Here is a 25,109-nt window from a genome sequence, read left to right on the forward strand (position 1 = left end):
CCTCAGCCGCCGCTGGGCTGCGGCGCAGCGGTGCGGCGGCGCCGCACGACGACCGCGGCCGGCACGCCCAGCAGGGCGAGCAGCAGGGCGAACGGCAGCGCCGCCCCGACCACGGTCGCGGCGGCGGCCGTCGAGCTCCCGAGGGCGCCCCAGCCCTCGCGCAGCCCGCCGAGGAAGCCGCGGGTGTCCCGGGCCGGTGCCACCGCGTCGCGCCGCTGCAGGCGGAGCGTCAGCGTCGCCTGGGTGGTCTGGTCGGACAGGTAGGCCTGCTGGGACCGCAGCGAGTCGAGGTCGGCCTGGCGCTGCGCGAGGTCGGACTCGATCGCGATCACGTCGCGCAGCTCCTGGGCACGTCCGAGCAGCACCTCGATGCGGCGGATGCTGCGCTCGGCGGCACGCACCCGGGCGTCGGTGTCGACGACCTGCGTGGTGACGTCCTCGGCGCTGCGGGTCTGGCGCTGCACCCGGCCCAGGTCGGCCAGCGAGGCCATGGCCTCGTCGAAGCGCGCGGCGGGCACCCGCAGCGTGAGCGTCGAGCTGCGGGCGGTGCCGTCGCGGTCGCTGCGGGTGCGCTCGTCGGCGACGGTGCCGCGCCACCCGGCGACGCGGGTCATCGCCTCGTCGCGGGCCTCGTCGACGTCGCGCGTGGTGACGGTGACGGCGCCGGTCGAGACCACCGCCCGCTGCTGCGGCAGCAGGGCGTAGGGGGTCCCGCCCGTGACGGCGCGGCTCGTCGCTGCGCCGCCTGCGCCGCCCGCGCCGCCCGCGCCCTCGTCGGCCGGGCCGGCCGCGTCGAGCGGCTCCGGGGCGGCGACGTCGGGCGCCGAGCCCGCGTCGCTCGAGGCGGTCCGGCCACCGGCGCCGCCGCACCCGGCGAGCGCGAGGAGCAGCACGACGAGCAGCAGCGGGAGGGCCCGGCGAGGTGTGGTCACGGCGGTGTGACGCAGGTGACGCGGGCGTGGTTCCCGGCGGCCGCCACGGCGAGGACGCCCGGGGTGGTGTGCCACGCTGGGACGGTGCCGACGAGCCCCGACCGACGCCCTCCCCGCGTCGTCGTGGTGGGCGCCGGGATCGCCGGCCTCGCCGCCGCCCGGCGGGTGGTCGCCACCCGGCCCGACGCCGAGGTAGTCGTGCTCGAGGCAGCCCCCCGGGTGGGCGGCAGCCTGCACCGCGCGGAGGTCGGGGGAGTCCTCGTCGACGTGGGCGCCGAGGCGATGCTGCACCGGCGTCCCGAGGGCGTGAGGCTGGCCCGCGAGGTCGGCCTGGGCGACGCGCTGGTGCACCCCGCCACCACCTCGGCGCAGCTGTGGAACCGCGACCGGCTGGTGCCGATGCCGCGCACCCTGATGGGGGTGCCGACCGACCTGCGCTCCCTCGAGGGCGTGATCTCGGCCCGGGGGATCGCCCGCGCGGCCCTCGACGCCGTGCTGCCGGCGACCGACCTCGGCGGCGAGGACGTCAGCGTCGGACGGCTGGTCGAGGAGCGCCTCGGGGCGGAGGTCGTCGACCGGCTGGTGGAGCCCCTCCTCGGTGGGGTGTACGCCGGCCACTCCCGCGAGATCTCGGCCCGCGCCGCGGTGCCCCAGGTGGTGGCGCTGCTCGAGCGCGACCGGGCCCTGTCGCGGGCCGCGGGGGCGGCGCTGCCGCCGGTCGGCGAGCCCGTGACCGCGCCGGTCTTCGCCGGCCTGCGCGGGGGGATGGCCCGGCTGCCCGCCGCGCTGGCCGCGTCGCTGGCCGACTCGGGGGTGCAGGTGCGCACGGGGGCGACGGTGCGCGACCTGGCGCGTCGCCCGGGCGGGGGCTGGAACCTGGTCGTCGGCCCCACCGTCGAGGCCGAGGTGCTGCGGGCCGACGCCGTGGTGCTCGCGACGCCGGCCCGCTCGACGGCGCGGCTGCTCAGCGACGTCGCCCCGCTGGCCGCGCTGGAGCTGGCGCGGGTCGAGCACGCCTCGATGGCGATCGTGACCCTGGCCGTCCCGGCCGCGACCTTCCCGGCGGTGGCGGGGTCGGGCTTCCTGGTGCCGCCCGTGGACGGGCACGCGATCAAGGCCTCGACGTTCTCCTTCGCCAAGTGGGACTGGGTCCGCGAGGCGGGGGTCGGCGCGGGAGCGGGGGAGGACCTGCTGCTGCTCCGGTGCTCGCTGGGGCGCCACCGGGAGGAGCAGGCCCTGCAGCGCAGCGACGAGGAGCTGGTGGCGCTGGCGCTGGCCGACCTGTCCCAGGCGGTCGGCGCCGCGGTCGTGCCGGTCGACACCCACGTGCAGCGCTGGGGCGGGGCGCTGCCGCAGTACGCCGTCGGCCACCTCGACCGGGTGGCGGCCGTGCGGCGCGAGGTGGCGGCGCTGCCGGGGCTCGCGGTCTGCGGCTCGGCGTACGACGGGGTGGGGATCCCGGCCTGCATCGCCTCGGCCGACCTGGCGGTGGTCCAGGCGCTTCGCGGCCTTGACACAATGGCGCCATGACCAACGGCAAGAAGGCACGCGAGCTCAACGACACCATCCGCTACACGATGTGGTCGGTCTTCAGCCTCCGCGACGTCCTCGACGACGCCGATCGCGAGGCCGAGGCCCGCGAGGTCGACGAGCTGTTCGCCAAGCTCGAGGCCGACGACGTGCTCGTCCGCGGGCTCTACGACATCGCGGGCCTGCGCGCCGACGCCGACGTCATGGTCTGGTGGCACGCCGAGACCGTCGAGGGCGTGCAGTCGGCGTACCACCAGCTGCGCCGCACCCGCTTCGGCCGGCGCCTGGACCCGGTGTGGTCGCAGGTCGCGCTGCACCGCCCGGCGGAGTTCAACAAGAGCCACATCCCGGCGTTCCTCGCCGGCGAGGACGCCCGCGACTACGTGTGCGTCTACCCGTTCGTGCGGTCCTACGAGTGGTACCTCCTCGAGGACTCCGAGCGCCGCGCGATGCTCGCCGAGCACGGCCAGATGGCCCGCGGCTTCCCCGACGTGCGCGCCAACACGGTCGCCAGCTTCGCGCTGGGCGACTACGAGTGGCTGCTGGCCTTCGAGGCCGACGAGCTGCACCGCATCGTCGACCTGATGCGCCACCTGCGGGCCTCGACCGCCCGGCGCCACGTGCGCGAGGAGGTCCCGTTCTACACGGGCCGTCGCCGCACCCCCACCGAGCTGCTCGCCGCGCTGCCCTGATCCTCGGCGCCCGGTCTTCCGGCACCGGCGGGCGGTCGTGCGTCTCGGAGCACGACCGCGCACCGGGCGGGATCAGGCCCGGCGCGGGGCGTCCTCGGGCCCCTCGTCGGCCACGAGCGTCATGCTGATCGAGTTGATGCAGTAGCGCTGATCGGTCGGGATGCCGTACCCCTCGCCCTCGAAGACGTGGCCGAGGTGGGAGCCGCACGTCGCGCAGCGGACCTCGGTGCGGACGCTGCCGAACGAGCGGTCCTCGACGTACTCCACGCGGTCCTCCGCGAGTGGCGCGTAGAACGACGGCCACCCGCAGTGGGAGTCGAACTTGGTGTCGGAGCGGAACAGCTCCGCCTGGCACGCGCGGCACCGGTAGGACCCGGCCGTCTTGGTGTCGGTGTACTCGCCGACGAAGGGGGCCTCGGTCCCGGCCTGGCGCAGCACGCGGAACTCCTCGGGATCGAGCTCGGCCCGCCACTCGGCATCGCTCTTGTTCACCTGATAACTCATGCGATCAACGTTAATCTCCGGCCCAAGCGTCACGGTCAGCCGTCTCGGGGTACCACTCGAGGTATTGACGAGACGAGTGGACACCTGTTCACTCATCTGGGGCAACGAGGCTCAGGGAAGGCACATCACACATGGTCGCCGAACGGTCGCAGGAGAAGCTCTCGGACCTCCAGGACAAGGTCCCGTGGGAGAAGGTCCGCCAGATCGGCGGCCGGCTCACCACGCCGCTGAGCCCTGACGACTACCTGTCGCTGATCAACCCGCTGTGGACCTCGCGCGAGCTGCGCGGCCGCATCGAGAAGGTCGTGCCGGAGACCGACGACGCCGCCACGATCGTGATCCGGCCCGGCTGGGGCTGGCGCTACGACCACCGCCCCGGCCAGTACGTCGGCATCGGGATCCAGGTCGGGGGCAAGTTCCACTGGCGCTCCTACTCCGTCTCCTCGGCGCCCAAGCGGTCCGGTCGCACGATCGCCATCACGGTGCGCGCCATGCCCGAGGGCTTCCTCTCCGAGCACCTCGTCTCCGGCCTCGAGCCGGGCACCATCCTGCGCCTGGCCGCGCCCAACGGCGACTTCGTGCTGCCCGAGCCGCCCCCGGCGAAGCTGTTCTTCCTCGTCGGCGGCAGCGGCATCACCCCGGTGATGTCGATGCTGCGCACGCTGGACCGCCGCGACACCATGCCCGACGTCGTGCTGGCCTACAGCTCGCCCACCAAGGACCGGATGATCTTCCGCGACGAGCTGGTGGCGCTGAGCGAGAAGCACGCCGGGCTCACGCTGCACGAGCAGCACACCGACGCCGACGGCATGCTCGAGATGAAGGACCTCGACCGCGTCTGCCCGGACTGGAAGGGCCGCGAGACCTACGCCTGCGGCCCCGCGCCGATGCTCGACGCCTGCGAGGAGCACTGGGAGGCCGCCGGCGTCGAGGACCACCTGCACCTCGAGCGCTTCACCCTCGACCTCGGGGGCGAGGGCGCCGAGGGCGGCACCCTCACCTTCACCAACTCCCACAAGTCGCTCGAGGTCGACGGCGCCACCACCGTCCTCGAGGCGGGGGAGCAGGCCGGGCTCGGCCTGCCCTACGGCTGCCGCATGGGCATCTGCCACACCTGCACGCTCACCCTCGTCGAGGGCACCGTGCGCGACCTGCGCAGCGGCGACGAGTACTCCGGGCCCAACGAGCCCATCCAGACCTGCGTCACGGCCCTGGCCGGCGACTGCACGCTCGACATCTGACGCACGACCGGCACCACCGCACCGCCCGCACGACCACCGACACCACCACCGAGGAGCTGCGCATGGCCATCGCCGACGTCAAGGAGTACACCCACCTCACCCCCGAGGAGGTGGAGGAGCTCGGACGCGAGTTCGACCAGATCCGCAAGGACATCGAGGAGTCGCGCGGCGCTGCCGACGCGGCGTACATCAACCGCATCATCACCATCCAGCGCCGCCTCGCGGCCGCCGGTCGCATCACGCTGTTCGCCAGCAGGTGGAAGCCGGCCTTCTTCGCCGGTGCCGCCATGCTCGGCGTGGCCAAGATCCTCGAGAACATGGAGATCGGCCACAACGTCATGCACGGCCAGTGGGACTGGATGAACGACCCGGAGATCCACTCCAGCACCTGGGAGTGGGACACCGCGCAGCCCGCCGAGCAGTGGAAGCACAGCCACAACTACGTGCACCACCAGTTCACCAACGTGCTGGGCCACGACAACGACATCGGCTACGGCATCCTGCGGATGGCCCGGGAGCAGAAGTGGCACCCGGTCAACGTGGGCCAGCCGGTCTACAACGCCCTCCTCGCACTGCTGTTCCAGTGGGGCGTCTCGCTGCACGACCTCGACCTCGAGGCGATCCGCAAGGGCGAGAAGGACCCCAAGGTCATGAAGAAGCAGCTCAAGCAGATCGGGGTGAAGATCCGCCGCCAGATCGGCAAGGACTACATCCTGTTCCCGCTGCTGACCGGCCCGGCCGCGATCCAGACCGCCAAGGCCAACGCCATCGCCAACCTGAGCCGCAACCTGTGGTCCTACATGATCATCTTCTGCGGGCACTTCCCCGACGGTGCGCTGCACTTCACCGAGGAGGAGATCGAGGACGAGACCCGCGCGGAGTGGTACCTGCGCCAGGCCCTCGGCTCGGCCAACTTCCAGGGCGGCCCGCTGCTGCACGTCATGTCCGGCAACCTCGGCTACCAGATCGAGCACCACCTGTTTCCCGACCTGCCGAGCAACCGCTACGCCGAGATCAGCGACCGGGTGCGCCCGCTGCTGGAGAAGTACGGCATCCCCTACACGACGGGGCCGCTGCACCAGCAGTACGGCCAGGCGCTGCGCACGATCCACAAGCTGGCGCTGCCCAACAAGTTCTCCTCGCCCGACCGCCACGACGGGCCCGCCGGTCCCGACGTGCCGCGCGGTCGCAAGCGGGCCGAGGAGCGCCCGACGCGGCGCACCGAGACCGGGACCTGGACCACCCGGGCGAGCGCGTGAAGGACCAGCCCTCCGTCGGCATCGGCGACCTGCCGTTCGCCAGCAGGGGTGACCTGGGGCTCGACAGGTCCCGGGTGACGCAGTGCGCGCTGAGCCGCATCTGCGGCGTGTGCGCGAAGTCGCTCGACCGTCCGGTGGTCTTCATCGGCAGCCGGGCCGAGGCGTCGGCGGAGGCGTTCCACTTCCCGCCGACCCACCGCGCCTGCGCCGAGCACGCGCTGGAGCACTGGGGCACCAGCTGGACCGCTGCGCTGGGTCACCCGACCGCCCCCGCGGGATGGGTGATGGTGACGACCTCCGGGTTCGAGTTCGTGCGGGCGACCGCCGAGGCCACGGACCGGCGACCGGTCTTCAGCCCCAACTCGGTCCTCGCCGAGGAGGCGCTGCCGGTCGGCTGAGGCCGGCTCCGGAGCGCTGTCGGCGAGGCTGGCTAGATTGGCCGCCATGGCCACTCCCGCAGCCCACGTCGACGCAGCGGACCACACGGTCCGGGTGACCAGCCCGGACCGTGTGGTCTACCCGGCCACCGACCACACGCCCGCGGTGACCAAGCTCGAGGTGGTGCAGTACTACGTCGCGGTGGCCGACGGCGTGATGCGCGCGCTGGGCGACCGCCCGACCGCCCTCGAGCGGTGGACCAGCGGGGTCCACGAGGGCATCACCCTGGCCACCGGCCGCGGCGACAAGAGCGACGCGTTCTACAGCAAGCGGGTGCCCAGGGGCGCCCCGGAGTACGTCGAGACGGCCCGCGTCACCTTCCCCAGCGGTCGCACCGCCGAGGAGGTCTGCGTGGCCAACCTGGCCACCGTCGGGTGGTGCGCCCAGATGGGCACGATCACCTTCCACCCGTGGCCCACCCGCAGCGGGGACAACGACCACCCCGACGAGCTGCGCATCGACCTCGACCCGCAGCCCGGGACGACCTTCACCGACGCCGTCCGGGTGGCCGGCGTGGCCCGCGAGCTGCTCGAGGAGCTGGGGCTGACCGGCTACCCGAAGACCAGCGGCAACCGCGGCGTCCACGTCTACGTCCGCATCGAGCCGCGCTGGGACTTCGTCGACGTCCGCCACGCCGCGATCGGCTTCGGCCGGGCGCTGGAGGAGCGCGACGACGGCGTCACGACCCGGTGGTGGAAGGAGGAGCGGGGGGAGCGGATCTTCGTCGACTACAACCAGAACGCGCGCGACCGGACCATCGCCTCGGCGTACTCCCTGCGACCGCGAGCGGGGGCTCCCGTCTCGACGCCGGTGACCTGGGAGGAGCTGGCCGGCCTGACCGACCCCGGCGCCTTCAACCTGTTCACCGTGCCCGACCGGCTCGCCGACGGCGACCCGTGGGCCGGCATCGACGACGTGGCGCACTCCCTGGAGCCGCTGCTGCGCCTCTACGAGGAGTCGGGCGAGGGCGAGGCCAACTACCCGCCGGACCACCCCAAGATGCCCGGCGAGCCGCCGCGGGTGCAGCCGTCGAAGAAGGTCGCCGCGCACTGGGACGCGGAGGGCAACCGGGTCGAGGACTGACCGGCGGCGACCGTTCAGGCGGGCGGGTCCTCGGCTGGAGGCTCGATGCTGACCCCGAGGCTGCGCACGAAGCTGCGCAGCGGGTCGAGGCCGAAGGAGTCGATGGGCTGGTAGGCCACCGCGCGCAGCTCGCCGACGCTCTGCCGCAGGCCCTGCTCGCCGAGGGTGGCGACCATGATCTCCTCGGCGGCCCGGAGCCGGGACTCGTCGGGCAGGTCGGCGAAGACCGGGTGGTGGACCTCGACCTGGAGCCGGCCGCCGTCGACGCGGGCGCCGACCACGGCCTGGCGCAGCGCGAGGGTGCGGCCCTCGGCGCTCACCTCGGCGGCGTCGAGGTCGGCCACGGGCGGGCGGAGCGCGTCGCGGCGCTTGCGGAAGAGCGCCACCTCAGAACCCCGAGATGCCTTCGCCGTCGCCGGCCTGCTCGTCGAAGTTCTCGTGCTCGAGCAGGTGCAGGACCGGCACGCCGAGCTTGCGGCGCGCTCGAGAGGTCCAGTCGACGTGGAAGAACTCGCTGACGACGTGGGAGCGGGTCAGCACGATCACCTCGCGGGCGTCCACGGCCGCGACCTTGGCCACCAGCGCGTCGATCGGGTCGTTGCTCACGGGCTCGCCCACGGCGCGGCCCCCGGCGCCCTCGATGACCGCGACCGTCTCGCTGACGCCAGCCCGGCAGCTGTCGAGCAGCTCGCCGCGCAGGTGCTGGAGGTCCTCCTGGTCCATCGTGACCGGAGGGGTGGTGAGCACCTCGCCGGTGCCGAGGCTGCCCATGGCGGCCTCCACGCGGGCCGAGGCGTCCTCCACCGGCAGCAGCACGTGGTAGAGCACCGACGGCTCGATCCCCTCGTGGAGGGCCCGCAGGTTGGCCGCGTCGGTCGCGGTCAGGGTCTGCTCCACCAGCAGCACCACGTCGTACCGGTCGGCACCGGTGGTCTCGGCGTGAGTGGGGGTCTCGCTCATGTGCCACTTCCTTCGGGGTCGATGCGCAACACCCTAGTGAGGTCGTAGCCCACGACCTCCTCCAACTGCCCGTAACCGCACGAGGCGGGGTCGCGGTCGGGCCGCCAGCGCTTGAACTGGGCGGTGTGGCGGAAGCGCCGGCCCTCCATGTGCTCGTAGCCGACCTCCAGCACGCGCTCGGGCCGCAGCGGGGTGAAGGAGAGGTCCTTGCCGGCGCTCCAGCGGCTCTGGGTGCCCGGCACGCGGTCGGGGTTGGCCACGGCGTCACCGGCCCACGCCTGCCACGGGTGCTCGTCGATCGGGCACTCCAGCGGCCGCAGCTCCTCGACGAGCGCGGCGCGGCGGGCCTCGGTGAAGGAGGCGGCGACGCCGACGTGCTGGAGCCGACCCTCGTCGTCGTGCAGGCCGAGCAGCAGCGAGCCGAGCAGGGGCCGCGCCTCGGTGCTGTTCTTGTGGAGCCGGTAGCCCGCGACCACGACGTCGGCGGTGCGGGCGTGCTTGATCTTGAGCATCGTCCGCGCGTTCTCGTCGTACGCCGCCCCCATCGGCTTGGCGACGACGCCGTCGAGCCCCGCCCCCTCGAACTGGTCGAACCAGCGCTCGGCCTCGGCCGGGTCGGTGGTCGTGCGGGTGAGGTACGCCGGGCCGCGGAGGTCGCCCAGGGCCTGCTCGAGCCGGTCGCGGCGCTCCGAGAAGGGGGCCGCCACCAGGGAGTCGTCGCCCAGCGCGAGGGCGTCGAAGGCCACGAAGGACGCGGGCGTCTTCTCCGACAGCATCGCGATCCGGGACGCGGCGGGGTGGATCCGCTCCTGGAGCACCTCGAACTCGAGCCGGTCGCCCAGCGCCACGAACAGCTCGCCGTCGAGCACGCACCGCCGGGGGAGCAGCTCACGCACCGCCTCGACGACCTCGGGGAAGTAGCGGGTCAGCGGCTTGGTGTTGCGGCTGGTCAGCTCCACCTCGTCGCCGTCGCGGAAGACCAGGCAGCGGAAGCCGTCCCACTTGGGCTCGAAGGACAGGCCGCCGGGGAACTTCGCCGGGTCGGGCACGCCCTTGACGGACTTGGCCAGCATCGGTCGGACGGGAGGCATGACGGGCAGGTCCACGCCCCCGAACCTAGTCGCCCCGGGCGCGGGGCGCGCGTCGAGCCGACGGGCGGTGTCGGCGGGGTGCGCCATACTCCGGTCATGAGCGGCCCCGACACCACCGACGCCCCGGACCCCGACGAGCGCTCCACCGCCTACGCCCTCACCGACGCGCTGCGTCTGGCCCCGGGCCCGGTGCGCCTGGCCGACGTGCCCACCGACGCGACGCCCGGGTTCGACGGCGACAAGGCGGCGGGGCAGCGGGCGCTCGCCGACCTCGGGGCCGAGCTGGCGGACCTCCAGGAGCGGATGTACGCCGACGCCTACACCGGCGGCACCCGTCGGGTGCTGGTCGTGCTCCAGGGCATGGACACCTCCGGCAAGGGCGGGGTGGTCGAGAAGGCGATCGGGCTGCTCAGCCCCAACGGCCTGCGGCTGACGTCGTTCAAGAAGCCCACCGACGAGGAGCTGGCCCACGACTTCCTGTGGCGCATCGACCGGGCGCTCCCCGGGCCGGGCATGGTCGGGGTCTTCGACCGCTCGCACTACGAGGACGTCCTGGTCCACCGGGTGCACGGGCTCGTCGACGAGGCCGAGCTGGAGCGACGCTACGACGCGATCGTCGACTGGGAGAAGGCCCTGGTCGCCGAGGGCACCGTGGTGCTCAAGTGCTTCCTCCACGTCTCCGCGGCCACCCAGCGGGAGCGGCTGCTCGCCCGGCTCGACGACCCCGACAAGCAGTGGAAGTTCAAGCCCGGCGACATCGACGAGCGCCAGCACTGGGACGACTACCAGCGGGCCTACGCGGTCGCGCTGGAGCGCTGCCACACCGACGCCGCGCCGTGGTACGTCGTGCCCGCCGACCGCAAGTGGTTCCGCAACTGGGCGGTGGCGCAGCTGCTGGTCGAGGCGCTGCGCGGCATGGCCCTGGAGTGGCCCGCCCCCGACTACGACGTCGCCGAGCAGCGCGCCCGGCTGGAGCGGGAGCACGAGTGAGGCAGGTCCGCGTCACGCGCTACGTCACCCCGTTGCGCGAGGGCGGCTCGCTGCCCGGCGTGGTCGAGGGCGAGGACCTCGGCACCTACGTCTGCAAGTTCCGCGGAGCCGGCCAGGGCCTGCGGGTGCTGGTGGCCGAGGTCGTCGTCGCCGGGGTCGCCGAGCTGCTCGACGTGCCGGTGCCCGAGCTGGTCACGCTCGACCTGGCGCCCGAGATCGCGCGCTACGAGGCCGACGAGGAGGTCCAGGACCTGCTCACGGCCAGCCTGGGCCTCAACCTCGGCGTCGACCTGCTGCCGCGGGCGTTCGGCTACGACGCGTCCTACGAGCCCGACCCCGACCTGGCCGGCCGGATCCTGTGGCTGGACGCCTGCTGCGCCAACGTGGACCGGTCGTGGCGCAACCCCAACCTGCTGCTGTGGCGCGGGGCGCTGTGGGCCATCGACCACGGGGCGGCGCTCTACTTCCACTACTCCTGGCCCGGCGGCGCGGGCAGCCCCGAGCGGTTCGCCGCGCAGGCCTACGACGCCGGCGAGCACATCATGGGCCGGTTCGCCCCGCAGGCCCGTGCCCAGGACGCCGCGCTGGCCGCCCGGCTGACGCCCGAGGCGCTCACGACGGTGCTCGACCGGGTGCCCGACGAGTGGCTGGAGCCGGTGCCCGGCGCCGAGACCCCGGCCGCGGTGCGGGAGCGCTACGTCGCGTTCCTGCACGCCCGCGTCGCCGGTGGCCGACCGTGGCTGCCGGGCGCCGAGGGGGCCGGCGCGTGAGCGGCTACCAGTACGTCGTGCTGCGGTGCGTGCCGCGCGTGGAGCGCGAGGAGTTCGTCAACGTCGGCGTGGTGCTCTACTCCCACGCGCTCGACTTCCTGGGCTCGGCCTCGCGCGTGGACGACGACCGGCTGCGGGCGCTCGACGCCGAGGTCGACGTCGACGGCGTGCGCCGGGCCCTGCGCGGGGTCGAGGAGGTCTGCCGCGGGGCGGGACGACTGGACCTGGCCGTGGGCTCGCGCGCCACGGCGTACGGCACCCGGGAGGCGGCCGACACGCTGAGCACCCGGTTCGGCCTGCTCCGCGCCCCCCGCAGCACGGTGGTGCAGCCGGGGCCGGTGCACGGCGGGGTCACCACCGACCCGGCCGGCGAGCTGCAGCGGCTGGTCGACGCCCTGGTCGGGTGACGGGGGCGGACGCTCAGACGGGGACGAGCTCGACGGCGCCCACGGCGTAGCGGGCCAGGATGGTGCGGGCCAGCTCGGGCGCGGCGCCCAGCGGCTCGGAGACGGCGACGGCGCCCGCCTCCAGGGCCAGCTCGGCGGCCCGGTCGGGCAGGAACCCCGGAGCCAGGAACATCGAGGCCACCGCGACGTGGCGACGGCCCTCGGCGCGGAAGGCGCGGACCGCCTCGCCCGTCGCGGGCGGGGCCGAGGAGGCGAACGCCGCGGCGACGGGCAGCCGGTGGCGCGCGCCCCACACCCGCGCGAGCCGGGCGACCGCCTGGTTGGCCAGCGGGTCCGAGGAGCCGGCGGCGGCCAGCACCAGGGCGTCGAGCTCGCGCACCCGGTGGGCCGCCAGGGCGTCGCGCAGCCGCCGGTCGAGCACCCCGAGGAAGGCGGGCTCGAGGCCGAGGATGTCGGTGGCCCGGACGAGCAGCCCGGAGTGGCGCGCCATCGCGTCGCGGACCACGCGTGGCACGTCCACGCGGGCGTGGAAGGCCTCGTTGAGCAGCAGCGGGACGATCACGACCTCGTCGTGGCCCTCGGCGACGAGCCGGTCCACGACCTGCTCGACGCTGGGCTCGGAGAGCTCGAGGAAGGCCGCCTCGATGCGCAGGTCGGGACGCAGCTCGCGGGTGGCGGCGGCGAGTGCCTGCACGGTGGCGGCCGATCGCGGGTCACGGCTGCCGTGGGCGAGCGTGACGAGGGCTGGAGCAGTCATGACGTGGCTCCCTGGTGGTCCGGGCTGCGGACGACGTCGTCCTCATGCGGGGGGATGGGGCGGGTGGGGCTTACTGGTGGATGCCGCACTCGGTCTTGTTCTGGCCGGCCCAGCGGCCCGAGCGAGGGTCCTCGCCCGGTGCGACGCGGTTGGTGCAGGGCCAGCAGCCGATCGAGGGGTACCCGTCGTACTGCAGCGGGTTGACCAGGATCCCGTGGTCGTCGATGTAGCGGTCGACGTCGTCGTCGGACCACCGCGCCAGCGGGGAGACCTTGACCTTCTGCTTCTTCTCGTCCCAGCCCACGACCGGGGCGATCACCCGGTTGTGGGTCTCGGCGCGCCGCAGACCGGTCGCCCACGCGTCGTACGACGCCAGGCCCTCGGCCAGCGGCTGCACCTTGCGGAGCTTGCAGCACAGGTCGGGGTCGGTCTTGTAGAGGTCCTTGCCGTACGTCGCGTCCTGCTCGGCGACGGACTGCACCGGCGTGATGTCGATCAGGTTGACCGGCATCGTCGCCGCGACCGCGTCACGGGTGCCGATGGTCTCGGCGAAGTGGTAGCCGGTGTCGAGGAAGACGACGTCGACGCCGGGGGCGACCGTGGAGGCGAGGTGGGACAGCACGGCGTCGCTCATCGAGGACGTCACGCAGAACCGCTCGCCGAAGGTGGCCACCGCCCACTCGATGATGTTCTCGGCAGGTGCGAGCTCGAGCTCGGCACCGACGTGGAAGACGATGTCCTTGAGCTCCTCGGTGGAGCGGCCCTCGGTGACCGAGCCGCGGAAGTCGCGGGCGGCCAGCGTGGTGGGGGCGGTCATCGCGTGCCCTCCCCGCTGGCGGAGGTGCTGCCGGACGGGGTGCCGGAGGAGGCGAGGGAGGCGGGGCGACGCAATTGTCCGATCATGCTGACCTTGAACGCCCGCAGGCAGGAGTGGCATTCCCAGGCGCCGTGCGGCGAGGTGCCGTCGGCGGCCTCGTGGGGACGCAGGTCCTCGTCACCGCAGAAGGGGCAGTGGAAGGGGACCGCCCGGGCGCTCACGACGCCTCCCCGGACGCCGCGGTCAGCGACTTGTCGCCGCGCAGCAGGATGTCGTCGGCCCGGGTGACCCAGTCGGCGAAGGCCTCGTCGACCGCGCGGTCCTCCAGGTAGTTGCCGACCACCGTGGTGACGTAGTCGCCCAGGCCCGCGCTGGTCACCTTGTGGGCGCGCAGCTTCTTGCCGAACTGGTCGGACAGGCCGAGGCCGCCGCCGAGGTGGACCTGGAAGCCCTCCACCTGGTTGCCGTCGTCGTCGAGCACGAGCTGGCCCTTGAGGCCGATGTCGGCGACCTGGGTGCGGGCGCAGGCGTTGGGGCAGCCGTTGACGTTGACCGTGATCGGCACGTCGAGGTCGGGGATCCGCTGCTCGAGCTCGGCGACCAGGTCGATCGAGCGCTGCTTGGTGTCGACGATCGCGAGCTTGCAGAACTCGATGCCGGTGCAGGCCATCGTGTTGCGGCGCCAGTTGGACGGCTCGGCCTCGAGGCCGAGGGCGCGCAGGTCGGCGACCAGGGCCTCGACGTCGTCGCCGGCCACCCCGAGCACGACCAGCTTCTGCTGGGCGGTGAGGCGGGCGCCGGCCGCGGCGTACCGCTCCACGACGTCGCCGACGCCGGTGAGGATCGCGCCGTTGACGCGGCCCGCGGTGGGGGCGACGCCGACGTAGAAGCGGCCGTCCTTCTGCTCGTGGACGCCGATGTGGTCGCCGCCGGCGGCGCCGGCCTCGGGGGAGGGGCCGTCGACGAGGGCGCGCTGGAGGTACTTCGTCTCCAGCACCTCGCGGAACTTCTCCTTGCCCCAGTCGGCGACGAGGAACTTCAACCGCGCGCGCGAGCGCAGTCGGCGGTAGCCGTAGTCGCGGAAGACCGAGACGACCGCCTCCCACACGTCGGGGACCTCGTCGAGCGGGATCCAGACGCCGAGCTTCTGGGCCAGCATCGGGTTGGTCGACAGACCGCCGCCGACCCACAGGTCGAAGCCGGGGCCGTGCTCGGGGTGGACGGTGCCCACGAAGGACACGTCGTTGACCGAGGGCACGCAGTCGAGGCTGGGGTGGCCGCTGGCGGAGGTCTTGAACTTGCGAGGCAGGTTGGAGTACGCCGGGTCGCCGATGTAGCGGCGCTTGATCTCCTCGAGCGCCGGGGTGGCGTCGATGATCTCGTCGGCGGCGACGCCGGCCACGGGGGAGCCGAGGAACGGGCGGGGCGAGTCGCCGCACGCCTCGAGGCTGGTCATCCCGACGGCGTCGAGGCGGTCCCAGATCTCGGGGACGTCCTCCACCTCGATCCAGTGGTACTGGATGTTCTGGCGGTCGGTGATGTCGGCGGTGCCGCGGGCGAAGTCGGTGGAGATCGAGCCCAGCGCGCGCAGCTTGGCCGCGTCGAGCAGCTCGCCGTCGGAGCGCACCCGGAGCATGAAGTAGGAGTCGTCGAGCTCCTCCTCCTCGAGCATCGCGGTCTTGCCGCCGTCGAAGCCCGGGGCGCGCTGGGTGTAGAGGCCCATCCAGCGGAACCGACCGCGCAGGTCGGCCGGGTCGATGCTGGCGAAGCCGCGCTTGGAGTAGGTGTTGATGATCCGGGCGCGGACGTTGAGCGGGTTGTCGTCCTTCTTGGACTGCTCGTTCTTGTTCAGCGGCTCGTTGTAGCCGAGCGCCCACTGGCCCTCGCCCTTCTTGCGCCGGGGCGGTCGACCGGATCGGCCGACCTGGCCCTCGGTCGAGGCGGGGCGGGCGGTGGAGCTGGAGGTCATCGTGTCCTGTTTCGGTCGGTGGGCAGCGGCGCACGGGACCCGGGTGGGGCCCACGGGGGCGACGTCGTCGTCGCGGCGGGAGCGCTCGTCAGGACCCGTGGGAGGGGGGTCAGACGGTGCTGCGACACATCGCGCTGCGGGTGCGACCGAGGTCCACGTGGCGACGGGCCACGAGCCAGGTGGTCGATGCAGTGGTGATCACGGACAACAGTCTCAACTCGCGGACACCCGGCCCACAAACGCGGATCTCATGTCTTGAGACGCGCGTCCGGATGATGGACACGCCCGGTCGGCCGACGTGAGGCGCGGCGACGCCGGAACTAGGCTGTGCCCCATGACTGACGAGCGCCTCGCGAAGACCGTCTCCACCGCTTACGACGCCGCGCTCGAGGTGATCGCCTCCGTCGAGCCGCGTGTGGCGCAGGCCACACGTCAGGAGCTGGCCGACCAGCGCAGCTCGCTCAAGCTGATCGCCTCGGAGAACTACGCCTCGCCCGCCACGCTGCTCACGATGGGCACCTGGTTCAGCGACAAGTACGCCGAGGGCACCGTCGGCCACCGCTTCTACGCCGCCTGCCAGAACGTCGACACCGTCGAGGCGCTCGCGGCCGAGCACGCGCGCGAGCTGTTCGGCGCGCCGTACGCCTACGCGCAGCCGCACTCCGGCATCGACGCCAACCTGGTGGCCTTCTGGTCGATCCTGGCCAACCGCGTCGAGACCCCGGCGCTGGCGCGCCTCGGCGCCAAGAACGTCAACGAGCTCTCCGAGGCCGACTGGGAGCAGCTGCGCCACGAGTTCGGCAACCAGCGCCTGCTCGGCATGTCGCTCGACGCCGGCGGCCACCTGACCCACGGCTTCCGGCCCAACATCAGCGGCAAGATGTTCCACCAGCAGCAGTACGGCACCGACCCGGAGACCGGGCTGCTCGACTACGACGTGGTGCGGGCCAAGGCCCAGGAGTTCAAGCCGCTGGTGCTGGTGGCGGGCTACTCGGCGTACCCCCGCCGGGTGAACTTCGCCAAGATGCGCGAGATCGCCGACGAGGTCGGCGCCGTGCTGATGGTCGACATGGCCCACTTCGCCGGTCTGGTGGCCGGCAAGGTCTTCACCGGCGACGAGGACCCGGTGCCGCACGCGCAGATCGTCACCACCACCACCCACAAGTCGCTGCGCGGCCCGCGCGGCGGCCTGGTGCTGGCCCAGGAGGAGTTCGCCGCCGACGTCGACCGCGGCTGCCCGATGGTGCTCGGCGGCCCGCTCTCGCACGTGATGGCGGCCAAGGCCGTCGCGCTGGCCGAGGCGCGGCAACCGGAGTTCCGCACCTACGCCCAGCAGATCGCCGACAACGCGAAGTCGCTCGCCGAGGGCTTCCTCACCCGCGGCGCGACGCTCGTCACCGGCGGCACCGACAATCACCTGGTGCTGCTCGACGTCTCCGGCTTCGGCCTCACCGGCCGCCAGGCGGAGTCCGCGCTGCTCGACGCCGGCGTGGTCACCAACCGCAACTCGGTCCCCGGCGACCCCAACGGGGCGTGGTACACCTCCGGCATCCGCTTCGGCACCCCGGCGCTCACCACCCGCGGCTTCGGCCACGACGAGTTCGACACGGTCGCCGACCTGGTCGTCGACGTCCTCTCGAACACCCAGGCCGGCACCAACAAGGCCGGGGCGCCCTCGAAGGCGACGTACGCCACCAGCGACGGCGTCGCCGACCGCGTCCGCGCCCGCTCCGCCGAGATGCTCGACAAGCACCCGCTCTACCCCGGCCTGCAGCTGTCCTGACCGGGACCTCCCGCGACCGGGCGATTGCAGCACGCCGCAGCGCGCCGACCGGGCGTCTGCAGCACGCCTGAGCGCGCCGACCGGGCGACAGTCGTACGTCGCGATCTCGCTCGGCGGTCTGGAGCGTGCTGGAATCGCCCGCTCGGCGGTCTGGGGTGTGCCGGGATCGCCCGCTCGGCGGTCTGGGGCGTGCTGGAATCGCCCGCTCGGCGTGCGCTGGCTGGCTAGCGGCGCCAGGCGTAGGCGACCTCGGGGCGGCCGGTGCCGCCGTAGCGGGGGGCGCGGTCGACCGAGCCGTCGTCGGCGAGGTGCTCGAGGTAGCGGCGGGCGGTGACGCGGGAGGCGCCGATGGCCTCGCCGACCTCGGTGGCCGACATCGGGCCGGGGGCGCGGCGCAGGGCGTCGGTGACCTGGCGCAGGGAGTCCAGGCTCATCCCCTTGGGCAGCCCGGCGCCGGTGCCGCGGGCGCGCAGCGCGCCGAAGAGCTGGTCGACGTCGTCCTGCACCACGTCGTCGGCGGTGCCGCGCAGCTGCTCGCGGTAGGCGGCGTACTGCTCGAGCTTGGTGCGGAAGGCCGCGAAGGAGAACGGCTTGAGCAGGTAGAGCACGACGCCCTGCGACACCGCCCGCCGCACCACGTCGCTGTCGCGCGCGGAGGTCACCGCGATCACGTCGCACAGGTGGCCGGCCGCACGGATCCGCTGCAGCAGCGCGAGGCCGTGGCCGTCGGGCAGGTGCATGTCGAGCAGCAGCAGGTCGACGCCCGCGTCGCCGGCCAGCACCCGCATCGCCTCGCCGGCCGAGCGGGCGACGCCGGCGAGCTCGAAGCCACCGACCCGCCCGACGTACGCCGCGTGGGCCTCCGAGGCGAGCTCCTCGTCCTCGACGACCAGCACCCGCACGCTCATCGCGCGGGCTCCGGGCGCACCTGGGTGTCGAGCACCACGGTGAACCGCGCGCCACCGAGCTCGGAGCGGTCGACCTCGACGCCGCCGCCGTGCTGGCGCGCGACCTGTCCCACCAGGGCCAGGCCGAGCCCGCGCCCCTGCGTGGCCTTGGTCGACCAGCCGCGCTCGAGGACCCGCGCCGCGTCCTGGGGGCGTACGCCGGGGCCGCTGTCGCCCACCTCCACCCGCACCCGGCCCGCCGCGCCGTCGAGCCGGACCCGGACGGCACGCGGGCTGGCGTCGGTGACCGCGTCGAAGGCGTTGTCGATGAGGTTGCCCACCACCGTCACCAGCTCGCGGGGCGGCACGCCGACGTCGGGGCCCAGCCCGCCCTCGATGCGCAGCTCGATGCCGCGCTCCGCGGCCTGGGCGGTCTTGCCGAGCAGCAGGGCGGCGAGCACGGGCTCCTCGACGGCACCGACCACTTCGTCGGCCAGCGACTGGGCGACGGCGAGCTCCTCGGTGGCGAAGGCGACGGCCTGCTCGTGCCGGCCCATCTCGATGAGCGACACCACGGCGTGCAGGCGGTTGGCGGCCTCGTGGTTCTGGGCGCGCAGCGACTCGGTCAGGCCGCGCACCAGGTCGAGCTCGCCGGTGACGGTCTGCAGCTCGGTGCGGTCGCGCACGGTCAGCACGGCGCCCACCTCCTGGCCGCCCCAGTAGGCGGGGGCGCTGGAGATGACCAGCACCTGCTGGCCCAGCACGTAGACGTCGTCGGTCTCGGTGGCGTCGTCGAGGACCGCCTCCACCAGGCCGGGCGGCAGGCCGAGCTCCTGCAGCGGACGCCCCACCACGTCGTCCGGCAGCACCAGCAGGCGGCGGGCCTCGTCGTTGACCAGCTGCACGCGGTCGTGCTCGTCGACCAGCAGCAGGCCCTCGCGCACGGCGTGGAGCACGGCGCGGTAGTACTCGTACATCCGGGTGATCTCGCGCTCGCCCATGCCGTGGGTCTGGCGCCGCAGCCGCCGCGAGATCAGCCAGGCGCCGGCCATGCCGACCGCGAGCGTGCCCAGGGCGGCGACGCCGATGGTGGGCAGGTCGCCGACCAGCTGCTGGTCGATCCGGTCGAGGGTGGTGCCGACCGAGACCAGGGCCGCCACGCGGCCGTCGACCACCACCGGGACGACCGCGCGGACCGAGGGGCCGAGCGTGCCGGCGTACTCCTGGACGAAGGGGCGGCCCTGCGGCGCGCTGCCGAGGTCGCCGATGAACTTCTGCCCGATGCGCTCCGGGTCGGGGTGGGTGTACCGCGTGCGGTCGAGCGCCATCACCACCACGAAGTCGGTGTCGGTGTCGGCGCGCACCTCCTCGGCGTACGGCTGCAGCACCGACGAGGGGTCCTCGGAGACGACGGCGTCGCGGACGGTGGGGGAGTCGGCCAGCGACTCCGCGACCGTCAGCCCCTGCTCGGCGGCGTTGTCCAGCACGTCGCGGCGGGCGTCGTACGCCGCCAGGGCCAGCGCGCTGACCACCAGCACCAGCACGACCAGCACCTGGAGGCCGAGGATCTGGCGGGCCACCGGGCTGTCCCTGCTGGACCGGCGACGTGGCATGGCCGCATCATGGCGCACCTGCGGCGCGTCGAGCGGCCGTGCGTGTGGCGGCGAACACAATGAACGCAAGGGTGACCGCAGTCACAGCAGGCCGCAGGATGTGGCGCGGGGCACACCCCCGCCGAGCCCACCCGCAGCACCAGCCGGAGGAACCATGAGCAGCACCACGCACGAGGGGAAGACGGTCAAGCGCGACCGCACCCACTACCTCTACATCGCGGTGATCGTCGCCGTGGTCCTCGGCATCGCCGTGGGCATCCTGTTCCCCGACTTCGCGGTCGGCCTGAAGTGGATCGGCACGACCTTCGTCGCGCTGGTCAAGATGATGATCCAGCCGGTCATCTTCTGCACCCTGGTCATCGGGGTCGGCTCGGTGCGCAGCGCCGCCAGCGTCGGCAAGGTCGGCGGGCTCGCGCTCGGCTACTTCCTCACGATGTCGACCTTCGCCCTGGCCATCGGCCTGGTCGTGGGCAACCTGATCGACCCGGGCGAGGGCCTCAACCTCACCGACGAGACCGCGGGCGTCGGCGCGGAGCAGGCCAAGGGCGCCGGCTCCACCACGGAGTTCATCACCGGCATCGTGCCCGACTCGCTGTTCTCCTCGCTCACCTCCGGCGAGGTGCTGCAGACCCTCTTCGTGGCGCTCCTGGTCGGCTTCGCGCTCCAGGCCATGGGTCGTTCCGGCGAGCCGATCCTCAAGGGCATCGGCCACCTCCAGCGCCTCGTCTTCCGGGTGCTGTCGATGGTGATGTGGGCCGCCCCCGTGGGCGCCTTCGGTGCCATCGCCGCCGTCGTCGGCGAGACCGGCTGGGAGGCGCTGCGCAGCCTGGCCGTGCTGATGGGCGCGTTCTACCTGACCTGCTTCATCTTCGTGTTCGGCGTGCTCGGCACCATCCTCAAGCTGGTCACCGGCGTCAACATCCTCAGCCTGTTCAAGTACCTCGGTCGGGAGTTCCTGCTGATCGTCTCGACCTCCTCCTCGGAGTCCGCGCTGCCCCGCGTCATCGCCAAGATGGAGCACGCCGGCGTCGACAAGAGCACCGTCGGCGTGGTCATCCCGACCGGCTACTCCTTCAACCTCGACGGCACCGCGATCTACCTGACGATGGCCTCGATCTTCATCGCCGACGCCCTCGGCAAGCCGCTGTCGATCGGCGAGCAGATCTCGCTGCTGGTCTTCATGGTCATCGCCTCCAAGGGCGCGGCGGGCGTCTCCGGCGCCGGACTGGCCACCCTGGCCGGCGGCCTGTCCTCGCACCGGCCCGAGCTGCTCGACGGCGTCGGCCTCATCGTCGGCATCGACCGCTTCATGTCCGAGGCCCGCGCGGTCACCAACTTCGCCGGCAACGGCGTCGCCACGGTGCTGGTCGGCCACTGGACCGGCACGCTCAACCGCGAGCGGCTCGACCAGGTGCTGGCCGGCGATGCGCCGTTCGACGAGATGACGATGCTCGACGACGACCACTCCGAGGGTGACCGGGCCAAGGAGGTCGAGGGCGCCAGCTAGGCGTCGCGCTCCGTCTGCTCGACGAGGTGGAGGCTGTAGCGGGCGATCGCCGCCCGCTCGGCCGCCACCTCGTGCAGTTCAGGGGTGGGCTCGGCCCCGAGGTGCTCGAACGGGAGCGTCGAGAGGCCCGCGTAGAGCAGCAGCTTCAGCGCGTGGCCACGACGCACGACCGCGGCCGGGGTGTCGTCGCCCTCGGTGCGCAGGCCCGCGACGTACGCCGCGGTGCAGGCCTCGTCGCGGGCCGCCAGGTCGGTCGCGGTGCGCCGGCCCACCTGGACCTCGCCGACCAGCAGCTGCGCGAGGTCGAAGCCCACGGGCTGGGGGCAGAAGAACCCGAAGTCGATGAGCACGAAGCCGTCGACGCCGGGGGAGACCAGCAGGTTGCCGGGGCAGGTGTCGCCGTGGGCGGCCCGCAGCGGCAGGGCGCAGAGCTCGGCGGTGAGGGCCTGGGCCCGGTCGCCGGCCGCGCGCAGGCGCGTGCGCAGGTCGTCGTCGAAGGCGCCGGCCACCAGCGGGTGGCGCCACACCGCGTCGTCGCGCAGTGACGGGAGCACCTGGGCGGCGAGCCGGCCGTGCAGGTAGTCCCACGGGGTCGGGGCGTCGGCCACGGTCTCCACCTCCCGCACCCGGCGGCTCGCGGCCAGGCGGCCCACGAGGTGGGCGGCGCCGCGGTAGCGCTCGAGGTCCCAGGTGGCCGGCTCGACCTCGACCTCGGGCAGCCAGATCGCGGCCGACCGCTCGTCGAGGTCGACCACGTCGAGCGCGCGCAGCATGGTGAGGCCCTCGGGCAGCCGGTCGCGCAGGTCGGAGCGGTAGGCGAGCGGCTCGGCCCGCCAGGGCACGCCGGCAGCGGCGGCGGCGCGCATCGGCTCGGGCACGAAGGCGAAGAACGGGTGCCGGCTCCAGCACTGCACGTGCTTGACGAACAGCGACCACGGCTGGTCGCCCTCGGGCGTCCGGGCGCGCCCGCGGACCCGGTGCCGACCGGCCGTGGTGATCGCGGGTGCGTCGTGGGCGACCACCTCGACCCGGACGTCGTGGACCGTGGTGCCGGACGGGTCCTGACCGAGCAGGTCGGCGACCATCGCGGTCAGGTGGGCGTCGTCGACGGCGGCGGCGCCGAGGGGGGGCGAGGACGGGGTGGGTGACCATGGGGTGCTCGATCCGCAGAGCTGGTGGACCACCTGAAGGTAAAGTCGCTTTATGAGTTCGGTCAAGCCGGTCTACCCCACCGGGGAGCAGCACGTCGCCCTGCTGATGGGTCTGCTGTTCCGCGAGGTCAGCGACACCTTCGCCGCCGAGGACTGGTCGGGGCTGCGGCAGTCGCACTTCCGGGTGCTCGCGGCCGTGTCGGGGGGCGGCCTCACCATCACCGAGCTGGCCGGCCGGCTCGGCATGACCAAGCAGGGGTGCGGCCAGCTCGTCGCCACGCTCACGGCGTCGGGCCACCTGGCCGTCGAGCCGGGCGAGCACGACCGGCGCGTCCGACTGGTCCAGCGCACGACCCTGGGGGAGGAGACCTCCGCCGCCGTGACCGCCCGCATCCGTCGCCTCGAGGACGACTGGGCCACCCGGGTCGGCCGCGACCGGTACGCCACGTTCCGGCGGGTGCTCGAGGAGCTGGTCCGGCCCGCCCCGGAGGCCCCGGAGGACCGGTGACCCCCGGGGCGGGTGGCGTCAGGACAGGTCGAGCACGACCCGCCCGCGCACGCCGCCGGCCGCCAGCAGGCGGTGGGCGTCGGGGGCCTGGTCGGCCGGGAAGGTGCGGGCCACCCGCAGCGTGAGGGTGCCGTCGGTGGCCTGGGCGACGAGCCGCTCGAGCACGTCGGTGCGCTCGGCCGCGCCGAAGACCATCACCGGGTGGACGGCGATGCCGCGCTCCGTGGGGCCGTCCCAGCCGCGGACGGTCGCCAGCCCGCCGCCGTCGCGGACGGCGGCCAGGGCGGCGGCGTCGGTCACCGCGCCGTCGGCCAGCGCGTCCACGCCGTCGGGGACCAGCTCGCGCACGTGGTCGACGAAGCCGTCGCGGGGGAGCACCTCGTCTGCCCCCAGCCCGCGGACCAGCTCGACGTCCTTCTCGGCCGCGTCGGCGACGACGCGCAGGCCGGCCGCCTTCGCCAGCTGCACGACGTAGCCGCCGAAGGCGCCGGCCGCGCCGGTGACCGCGACGGTGGCGCCGGGCTGGAGGTCGAAGGCCTCGAGGGCCAGGTGGGCGGTGGTGGCGTTCATCAGCAGCGTGGAGGCGGCCACGGCGTCGGCACCGGCCGGGGAGGCGACCACGGAGGCGGCCGGGGCGACCACGTGGTCGGCGTACGCCCCGCCGTGGGGGCCGGTCGGCAGCAGCAGCGCGACGACCTCGTCGCCGACCCGGAGCCGGTCGACGCCCTCGCCCACCTCGTCGACGACGCCGGCGGCGTCCATGCCGGGGATCCACGGGGCGTCGTGGTCGCCGGGACGCTCGCCGTACAGCCCCGCACGCAGGCCGGTGTCGGTCGGGTTCACGGTCGCGGCGTGCACCCGCAGGCGCACCTCGCCGGGACCGGCGTGCGGCTCGGGGAGGTCGAGGACCTCCAGCGCGTCGGGACCGCCGAACTCGTTGACTCCGATAGCTCTCATGCAGGTTTCAACGACCCTGGCGGGCCGGCATTCCCCGGGTCAGGTCAGCGAGCGGTAGATCTCCAGCGTGCGGCCGGCGATGGCGGGCCAGCTGAAGGACTCCTGCGCGCGGCGCCGACCGGCCAGGCCGTAGGCGCGGGCCCGCTCCGGGTCGGAGACCGAGTCGACGAGCGCGGCGGCCAGGTCGGCGACGTACTGCTCCGGGTCGAGCGGGGTCCCGGTGCCGTCGGTCGCCTGCTCGATCGGCACCAGCCAGCCGGTCTCGCCGTGGACGACGACCTCGGGGATGCCGCCGGTCGCGGTGGCGACCACGGCGGTCTCGCACGCCATCGCCTCGAGGTTGACGATGCCGAGCGGCTCGTAGATGGAGGGGCAGGCGAAGACGGTCGCCGCGGTCAGCAGCGCCACCACGTCGCGGCGCGGCAGCATCTCGCGGATCCACACCACGCCGTCGCGCTCGGCCGCCAGGCCGTCGACGAGCTCGCGGACCTCCTGCTCGATCTCGGGGGTGTCGGGGGCGCCGGCGCACATCACGAGCTGGACCTCGGGCGGCAGCTGGGCGGCAGCCCGCAGGAACAGCGGCAGCCCCTTCTGGCGCGTGATCCGGCCGACGAACACGACGCTGGGCCGGTCGGGGTCGACGCCCAGCTCGCGCACCCGGTCGGGGTCGACGACCGGCGACCAGTCGTCGGTGTCGATGCCGTTGTGGACGACGTGGACCCGGTCGGGGTCGACATCGGGGTAGCTGCGCAGCACGTCGTCGCGCATCGCGGCGCTCACGGCGATCACCGCGTCGGCGGCTTCGTACGCCGTCCGCTCGACCCAGCTGGACACGGCGTACCCGCCCCCGAGCTGCTCGGCCTTCCACGGCCGCATCGGCTCCAGGCTGTGGGCCGACACCACGTGGGGGACGCCGTGGAGCAGCTTGGCCAGGTGGCCAGCGAGGTTGGCGTACCAGGTGTGGGAGTGGACCAGGTCGGTGCCGGCGCAGCCGCCGACCATCTCGAGGTCGACCCCGAGCGTGCGGACCGCGGCGTTGGCGTCGGCGAGGCCGGCCGGGTCGGCGTACCCGGTGGTGCCCTGCTCGTCGCGCTCCTGGCCGAAGCAGTGGACCCGGGTCTCGACGCCGTCGGCGGCGCGCAGCGCCCGCACCAGCTCGGCCACGTGGACGCCGGCCCCGCCGTAGATCTCGGGCGGGTACTCCTTGGACAAGACGTCGATCCGCATGTCGAGCAACCTAGTACCTCGCGCGTGACCTCGCTC

Annotated in this window: 26 protein-coding genes; 12 read left to right on the forward strand and 14 right to left on the reverse strand. The window is 73.6% G+C overall.

Going from position 1 to position 25,109, the window contains the following annotated elements; translation table 11 throughout:
* Positions 1 to 2 precede the first annotated feature (2 nt).
* Complete coding sequence (locus BLU55_RS03240) at positions 3 to 932, reverse strand: DUF4349 domain-containing protein (RefSeq protein WP_157682709.1); 930 nt, start codon at positions 930 to 932, stop codon at positions 3 to 5.
* A gap of 84 nt (positions 933 to 1,016) precedes the next feature.
* Between BLU55_RS03240 and hemG the strand changes: the two genes are divergently transcribed.
* Positions 1,017 to 2,462, forward strand: a complete 1,446-nt coding sequence (gene hemG / locus BLU55_RS03245) for a protoporphyrinogen oxidase (RefSeq protein WP_091733346.1) — start codon at positions 1,017 to 1,019, stop codon at positions 2,460 to 2,462.
* Positions 2,459 to 3,154, forward strand: coding sequence for a hydrogen peroxide-dependent heme synthase (gene hemQ, locus BLU55_RS03250; protein ID WP_091726014.1), 696 nt, complete (start codon positions 2,459 to 2,461; stop codon positions 3,152 to 3,154). The genes hemG and hemQ overlap by 4 nt, the downstream gene beginning before the upstream one ends.
* A gap of 72 nt (positions 3,155 to 3,226) precedes the next feature.
* Here the strand turns inward: hemQ and msrB are convergent, their stop codons facing one another.
* Positions 3,227 to 3,658: a peptide-methionine (R)-S-oxide reductase MsrB gene (gene msrB / locus BLU55_RS03255; RefSeq protein ID WP_091726017.1), complete on the reverse strand. Its 432-nt coding sequence runs from the start codon at positions 3,656 to 3,658 to the stop codon at positions 3,227 to 3,229.
* A gap of 131 nt (positions 3,659 to 3,789) precedes the next feature.
* On the opposite strand from msrB, the gene BLU55_RS03260 reads away from it, so the two are divergent.
* The 4 genes from BLU55_RS03260 (at position 3,790) to BLU55_RS03275 (ending at position 7,679) form a co-directional block, all read left to right on the forward strand.
* A complete protein-coding gene (locus BLU55_RS03260) occupies positions 3,790 to 4,899 on the forward strand; it encodes a ferredoxin reductase (protein ID WP_091726019.1) in 1,110 nt (369 codons plus the stop codon).
* A 62-nt stretch (positions 4,900 to 4,961) separates the two neighbouring features.
* Positions 4,962 to 6,158, forward strand: a complete 1,197-nt coding sequence (locus tag BLU55_RS03265; protein WP_091726021.1) for a fatty acid desaturase family protein — start codon at positions 4,962 to 4,964, stop codon at positions 6,156 to 6,158.
* Complete coding sequence (locus BLU55_RS03270; RefSeq protein WP_091726025.1) at positions 6,155 to 6,556, forward strand: hypothetical protein; 402 nt, start codon at positions 6,155 to 6,157, stop codon at positions 6,554 to 6,556. The genes BLU55_RS03265 and BLU55_RS03270 overlap by 4 nt, the downstream gene beginning before the upstream one ends.
* Before the next feature lie 46 nt (positions 6,557 to 6,602).
* Positions 6,603 to 7,679, forward strand: coding sequence for a DNA polymerase domain-containing protein (locus tag BLU55_RS03275; RefSeq protein ID WP_091726028.1), 1,077 nt, complete (start codon positions 6,603 to 6,605; stop codon positions 7,677 to 7,679).
* A 14-nt stretch (positions 7,680 to 7,693) separates the two neighbouring features.
* On the opposite strand, the gene BLU55_RS03280 is transcribed toward BLU55_RS03275, so the two are convergent.
* The 3 genes from BLU55_RS03280 to BLU55_RS03290 are packed head-to-tail and all read right to left on the reverse strand — an operon-like array spanning position 7,694 to position 9,745.
* Positions 7,694 to 8,065, reverse strand: a complete 372-nt coding sequence (locus tag BLU55_RS03280) for a hypothetical protein (protein WP_091726031.1) — start codon at positions 8,063 to 8,065, stop codon at positions 7,694 to 7,696.
* A gap of 1 nt (position 8,066) precedes the next feature.
* Positions 8,067 to 8,639, reverse strand: a complete 573-nt coding sequence (locus tag BLU55_RS03285; RefSeq protein WP_091726033.1) for a hypothetical protein — start codon at positions 8,637 to 8,639, stop codon at positions 8,067 to 8,069.
* Positions 8,636 to 9,745 carry an ATP-dependent DNA ligase gene (locus tag BLU55_RS03290; RefSeq protein WP_091726036.1) on the reverse strand — a complete coding sequence of 370 codons (1,110 nt, stop codon included), beginning with the start codon at positions 9,743 to 9,745 and terminating at the stop codon, positions 8,636 to 8,638. Before BLU55_RS03290 ends, BLU55_RS03285 begins: the two co-directional genes overlap by 4 nt.
* An 81-nt stretch (positions 9,746 to 9,826) precedes the next feature.
* On the opposite strand from BLU55_RS03290, the gene BLU55_RS03295 reads away from it, so the two are divergent.
* The 3 genes from BLU55_RS03295 to BLU55_RS03305 are packed head-to-tail and all read left to right on the forward strand — an operon-like array spanning position 9,827 to position 11,897.
* On the forward strand, positions 9,827 to 10,720 hold the full coding sequence (locus BLU55_RS03295; protein WP_091726039.1) for a PPK2 family polyphosphate kinase: 894 nt from the start codon (positions 9,827 to 9,829) through the stop codon (positions 10,718 to 10,720).
* Positions 10,717 to 11,490, forward strand: coding sequence for a HipA family kinase (locus BLU55_RS03300; protein ID WP_091726041.1), 774 nt, complete (start codon positions 10,717 to 10,719; stop codon positions 11,488 to 11,490). Before BLU55_RS03295 ends, BLU55_RS03300 begins: the two co-directional genes overlap by 4 nt.
* Positions 11,487 to 11,897 carry a DUF3037 domain-containing protein gene (locus BLU55_RS03305; RefSeq protein WP_091726044.1) on the forward strand — a complete coding sequence of 137 codons (411 nt, stop codon included), beginning with the start codon at positions 11,487 to 11,489 and terminating at the stop codon, positions 11,895 to 11,897. The genes BLU55_RS03300 and BLU55_RS03305 overlap by 4 nt, the downstream gene beginning before the upstream one ends.
* Positions 11,898 to 11,910: 13 nt before the next feature.
* On the opposite strand, the gene BLU55_RS03310 is transcribed toward BLU55_RS03305, so the two are convergent.
* The 4 genes from BLU55_RS03310 to BLU55_RS03325 form a co-directional block, all read right to left on the reverse strand.
* Positions 11,911 to 12,654, reverse strand: a complete 744-nt coding sequence (locus BLU55_RS03310) for a sirohydrochlorin chelatase (RefSeq protein ID WP_091726047.1) — start codon at positions 12,652 to 12,654, stop codon at positions 11,911 to 11,913.
* A gap of 70 nt (positions 12,655 to 12,724) precedes the next feature.
* Positions 12,725 to 13,471: a phosphoadenylyl-sulfate reductase gene (locus tag BLU55_RS03315; RefSeq protein WP_091726049.1), complete on the reverse strand. Its 747-nt coding sequence runs from the start codon at positions 13,469 to 13,471 to the stop codon at positions 12,725 to 12,727.
* Positions 13,468 to 13,692, reverse strand: coding sequence for a hypothetical protein (locus BLU55_RS03320; RefSeq protein WP_091726051.1), 225 nt, complete (start codon positions 13,690 to 13,692; stop codon positions 13,468 to 13,470). The genes BLU55_RS03315 and BLU55_RS03320 overlap by 4 nt, the downstream gene beginning before the upstream one ends.
* Positions 13,689 to 15,440 carry a nitrite/sulfite reductase gene (locus tag BLU55_RS03325; RefSeq protein ID WP_091726053.1) on the reverse strand — a complete coding sequence of 584 codons (1,752 nt, stop codon included), beginning with the start codon at positions 15,438 to 15,440 and terminating at the stop codon, positions 13,689 to 13,691. The genes BLU55_RS03320 and BLU55_RS03325 overlap by 4 nt, the downstream gene beginning before the upstream one ends.
* 334 nt (positions 15,441 to 15,774) lie before the next feature.
* On the opposite strand from BLU55_RS03325, the gene BLU55_RS03330 reads away from it, so the two are divergent.
* Complete coding sequence (locus BLU55_RS03330; protein WP_091726056.1) at positions 15,775 to 17,223, forward strand: glycine hydroxymethyltransferase; 1,449 nt, start codon at positions 15,775 to 15,777, stop codon at positions 17,221 to 17,223.
* A 224-nt stretch (positions 17,224 to 17,447) separates the two neighbouring features.
* Here BLU55_RS03330 and BLU55_RS03335 read toward each other — a convergent pair whose 3' ends face one another.
* Both BLU55_RS03335 and BLU55_RS03340 read right to left on the reverse strand, forming a co-directional pair.
* Positions 17,448 to 18,131 (reverse strand): response regulator, encoded by a 684-nt coding sequence (locus BLU55_RS03335; protein WP_091726058.1) that lies wholly within the window; start codon positions 18,129 to 18,131, stop codon positions 17,448 to 17,450.
* Positions 18,128 to 19,723 (reverse strand): sensor histidine kinase, encoded by a 1,596-nt coding sequence (locus tag BLU55_RS03340; protein WP_091726061.1) that lies wholly within the window; start codon positions 19,721 to 19,723, stop codon positions 18,128 to 18,130. The genes BLU55_RS03335 and BLU55_RS03340 overlap by 4 nt, the downstream gene beginning before the upstream one ends.
* Before the next feature lie 154 nt (positions 19,724 to 19,877).
* On the opposite strand from BLU55_RS03340, the gene BLU55_RS03345 reads away from it, so the two are divergent.
* Complete coding sequence (locus BLU55_RS03345) at positions 19,878 to 21,230, forward strand: cation:dicarboxylate symporter family transporter (protein ID WP_091726063.1); 1,353 nt, start codon at positions 19,878 to 19,880, stop codon at positions 21,228 to 21,230.
* Here BLU55_RS03345 and BLU55_RS03350 read toward each other — a convergent pair.
* On the reverse strand, positions 21,227 to 22,414 hold the full coding sequence (locus tag BLU55_RS03350) for a phosphotransferase (protein ID WP_091726066.1): 1,188 nt from the start codon (positions 22,412 to 22,414) through the stop codon (positions 21,227 to 21,229). The two genes, BLU55_RS03345 and BLU55_RS03350, sit on opposite strands and share 4 nt — an antisense overlap.
* Positions 22,415 to 22,433: 19 nt before the next feature.
* Here BLU55_RS03350 and BLU55_RS03355 point away from each other — a divergent pair, with 19 nt between their 5' ends.
* Positions 22,434 to 22,889, forward strand: coding sequence for a MarR family winged helix-turn-helix transcriptional regulator (locus BLU55_RS03355; protein ID WP_091726069.1), 456 nt, complete (start codon positions 22,434 to 22,436; stop codon positions 22,887 to 22,889).
* An 18-nt stretch (positions 22,890 to 22,907) separates the two neighbouring features.
* On the opposite strand, the gene BLU55_RS03360 is transcribed toward BLU55_RS03355, so the two are convergent.
* Both BLU55_RS03360 and glgA read right to left on the reverse strand, forming a co-directional pair.
* Entirely contained in the window at positions 22,908 to 23,846 is a 939-nt protein-coding gene (locus BLU55_RS03360; RefSeq protein ID WP_091726072.1) for an NADP-dependent oxidoreductase, read from the reverse strand.
* Between the two features lie 39 nt (positions 23,847 to 23,885).
* Positions 23,886 to 25,073, reverse strand: coding sequence for a glycogen synthase (gene glgA, locus BLU55_RS03365; protein WP_172833856.1), 1,188 nt, complete (start codon positions 25,071 to 25,073; stop codon positions 23,886 to 23,888).
* Between the last annotated feature and the right edge of the window lie 36 nt (positions 25,074 to 25,109).

It is taken from the genome of Nocardioides scoriae (assembly GCF_900104965.1).
GTDB lineage: Bacteria > Actinomycetota > Actinomycetes > Propionibacteriales > Nocardioidaceae > Marmoricola > Marmoricola scoriae.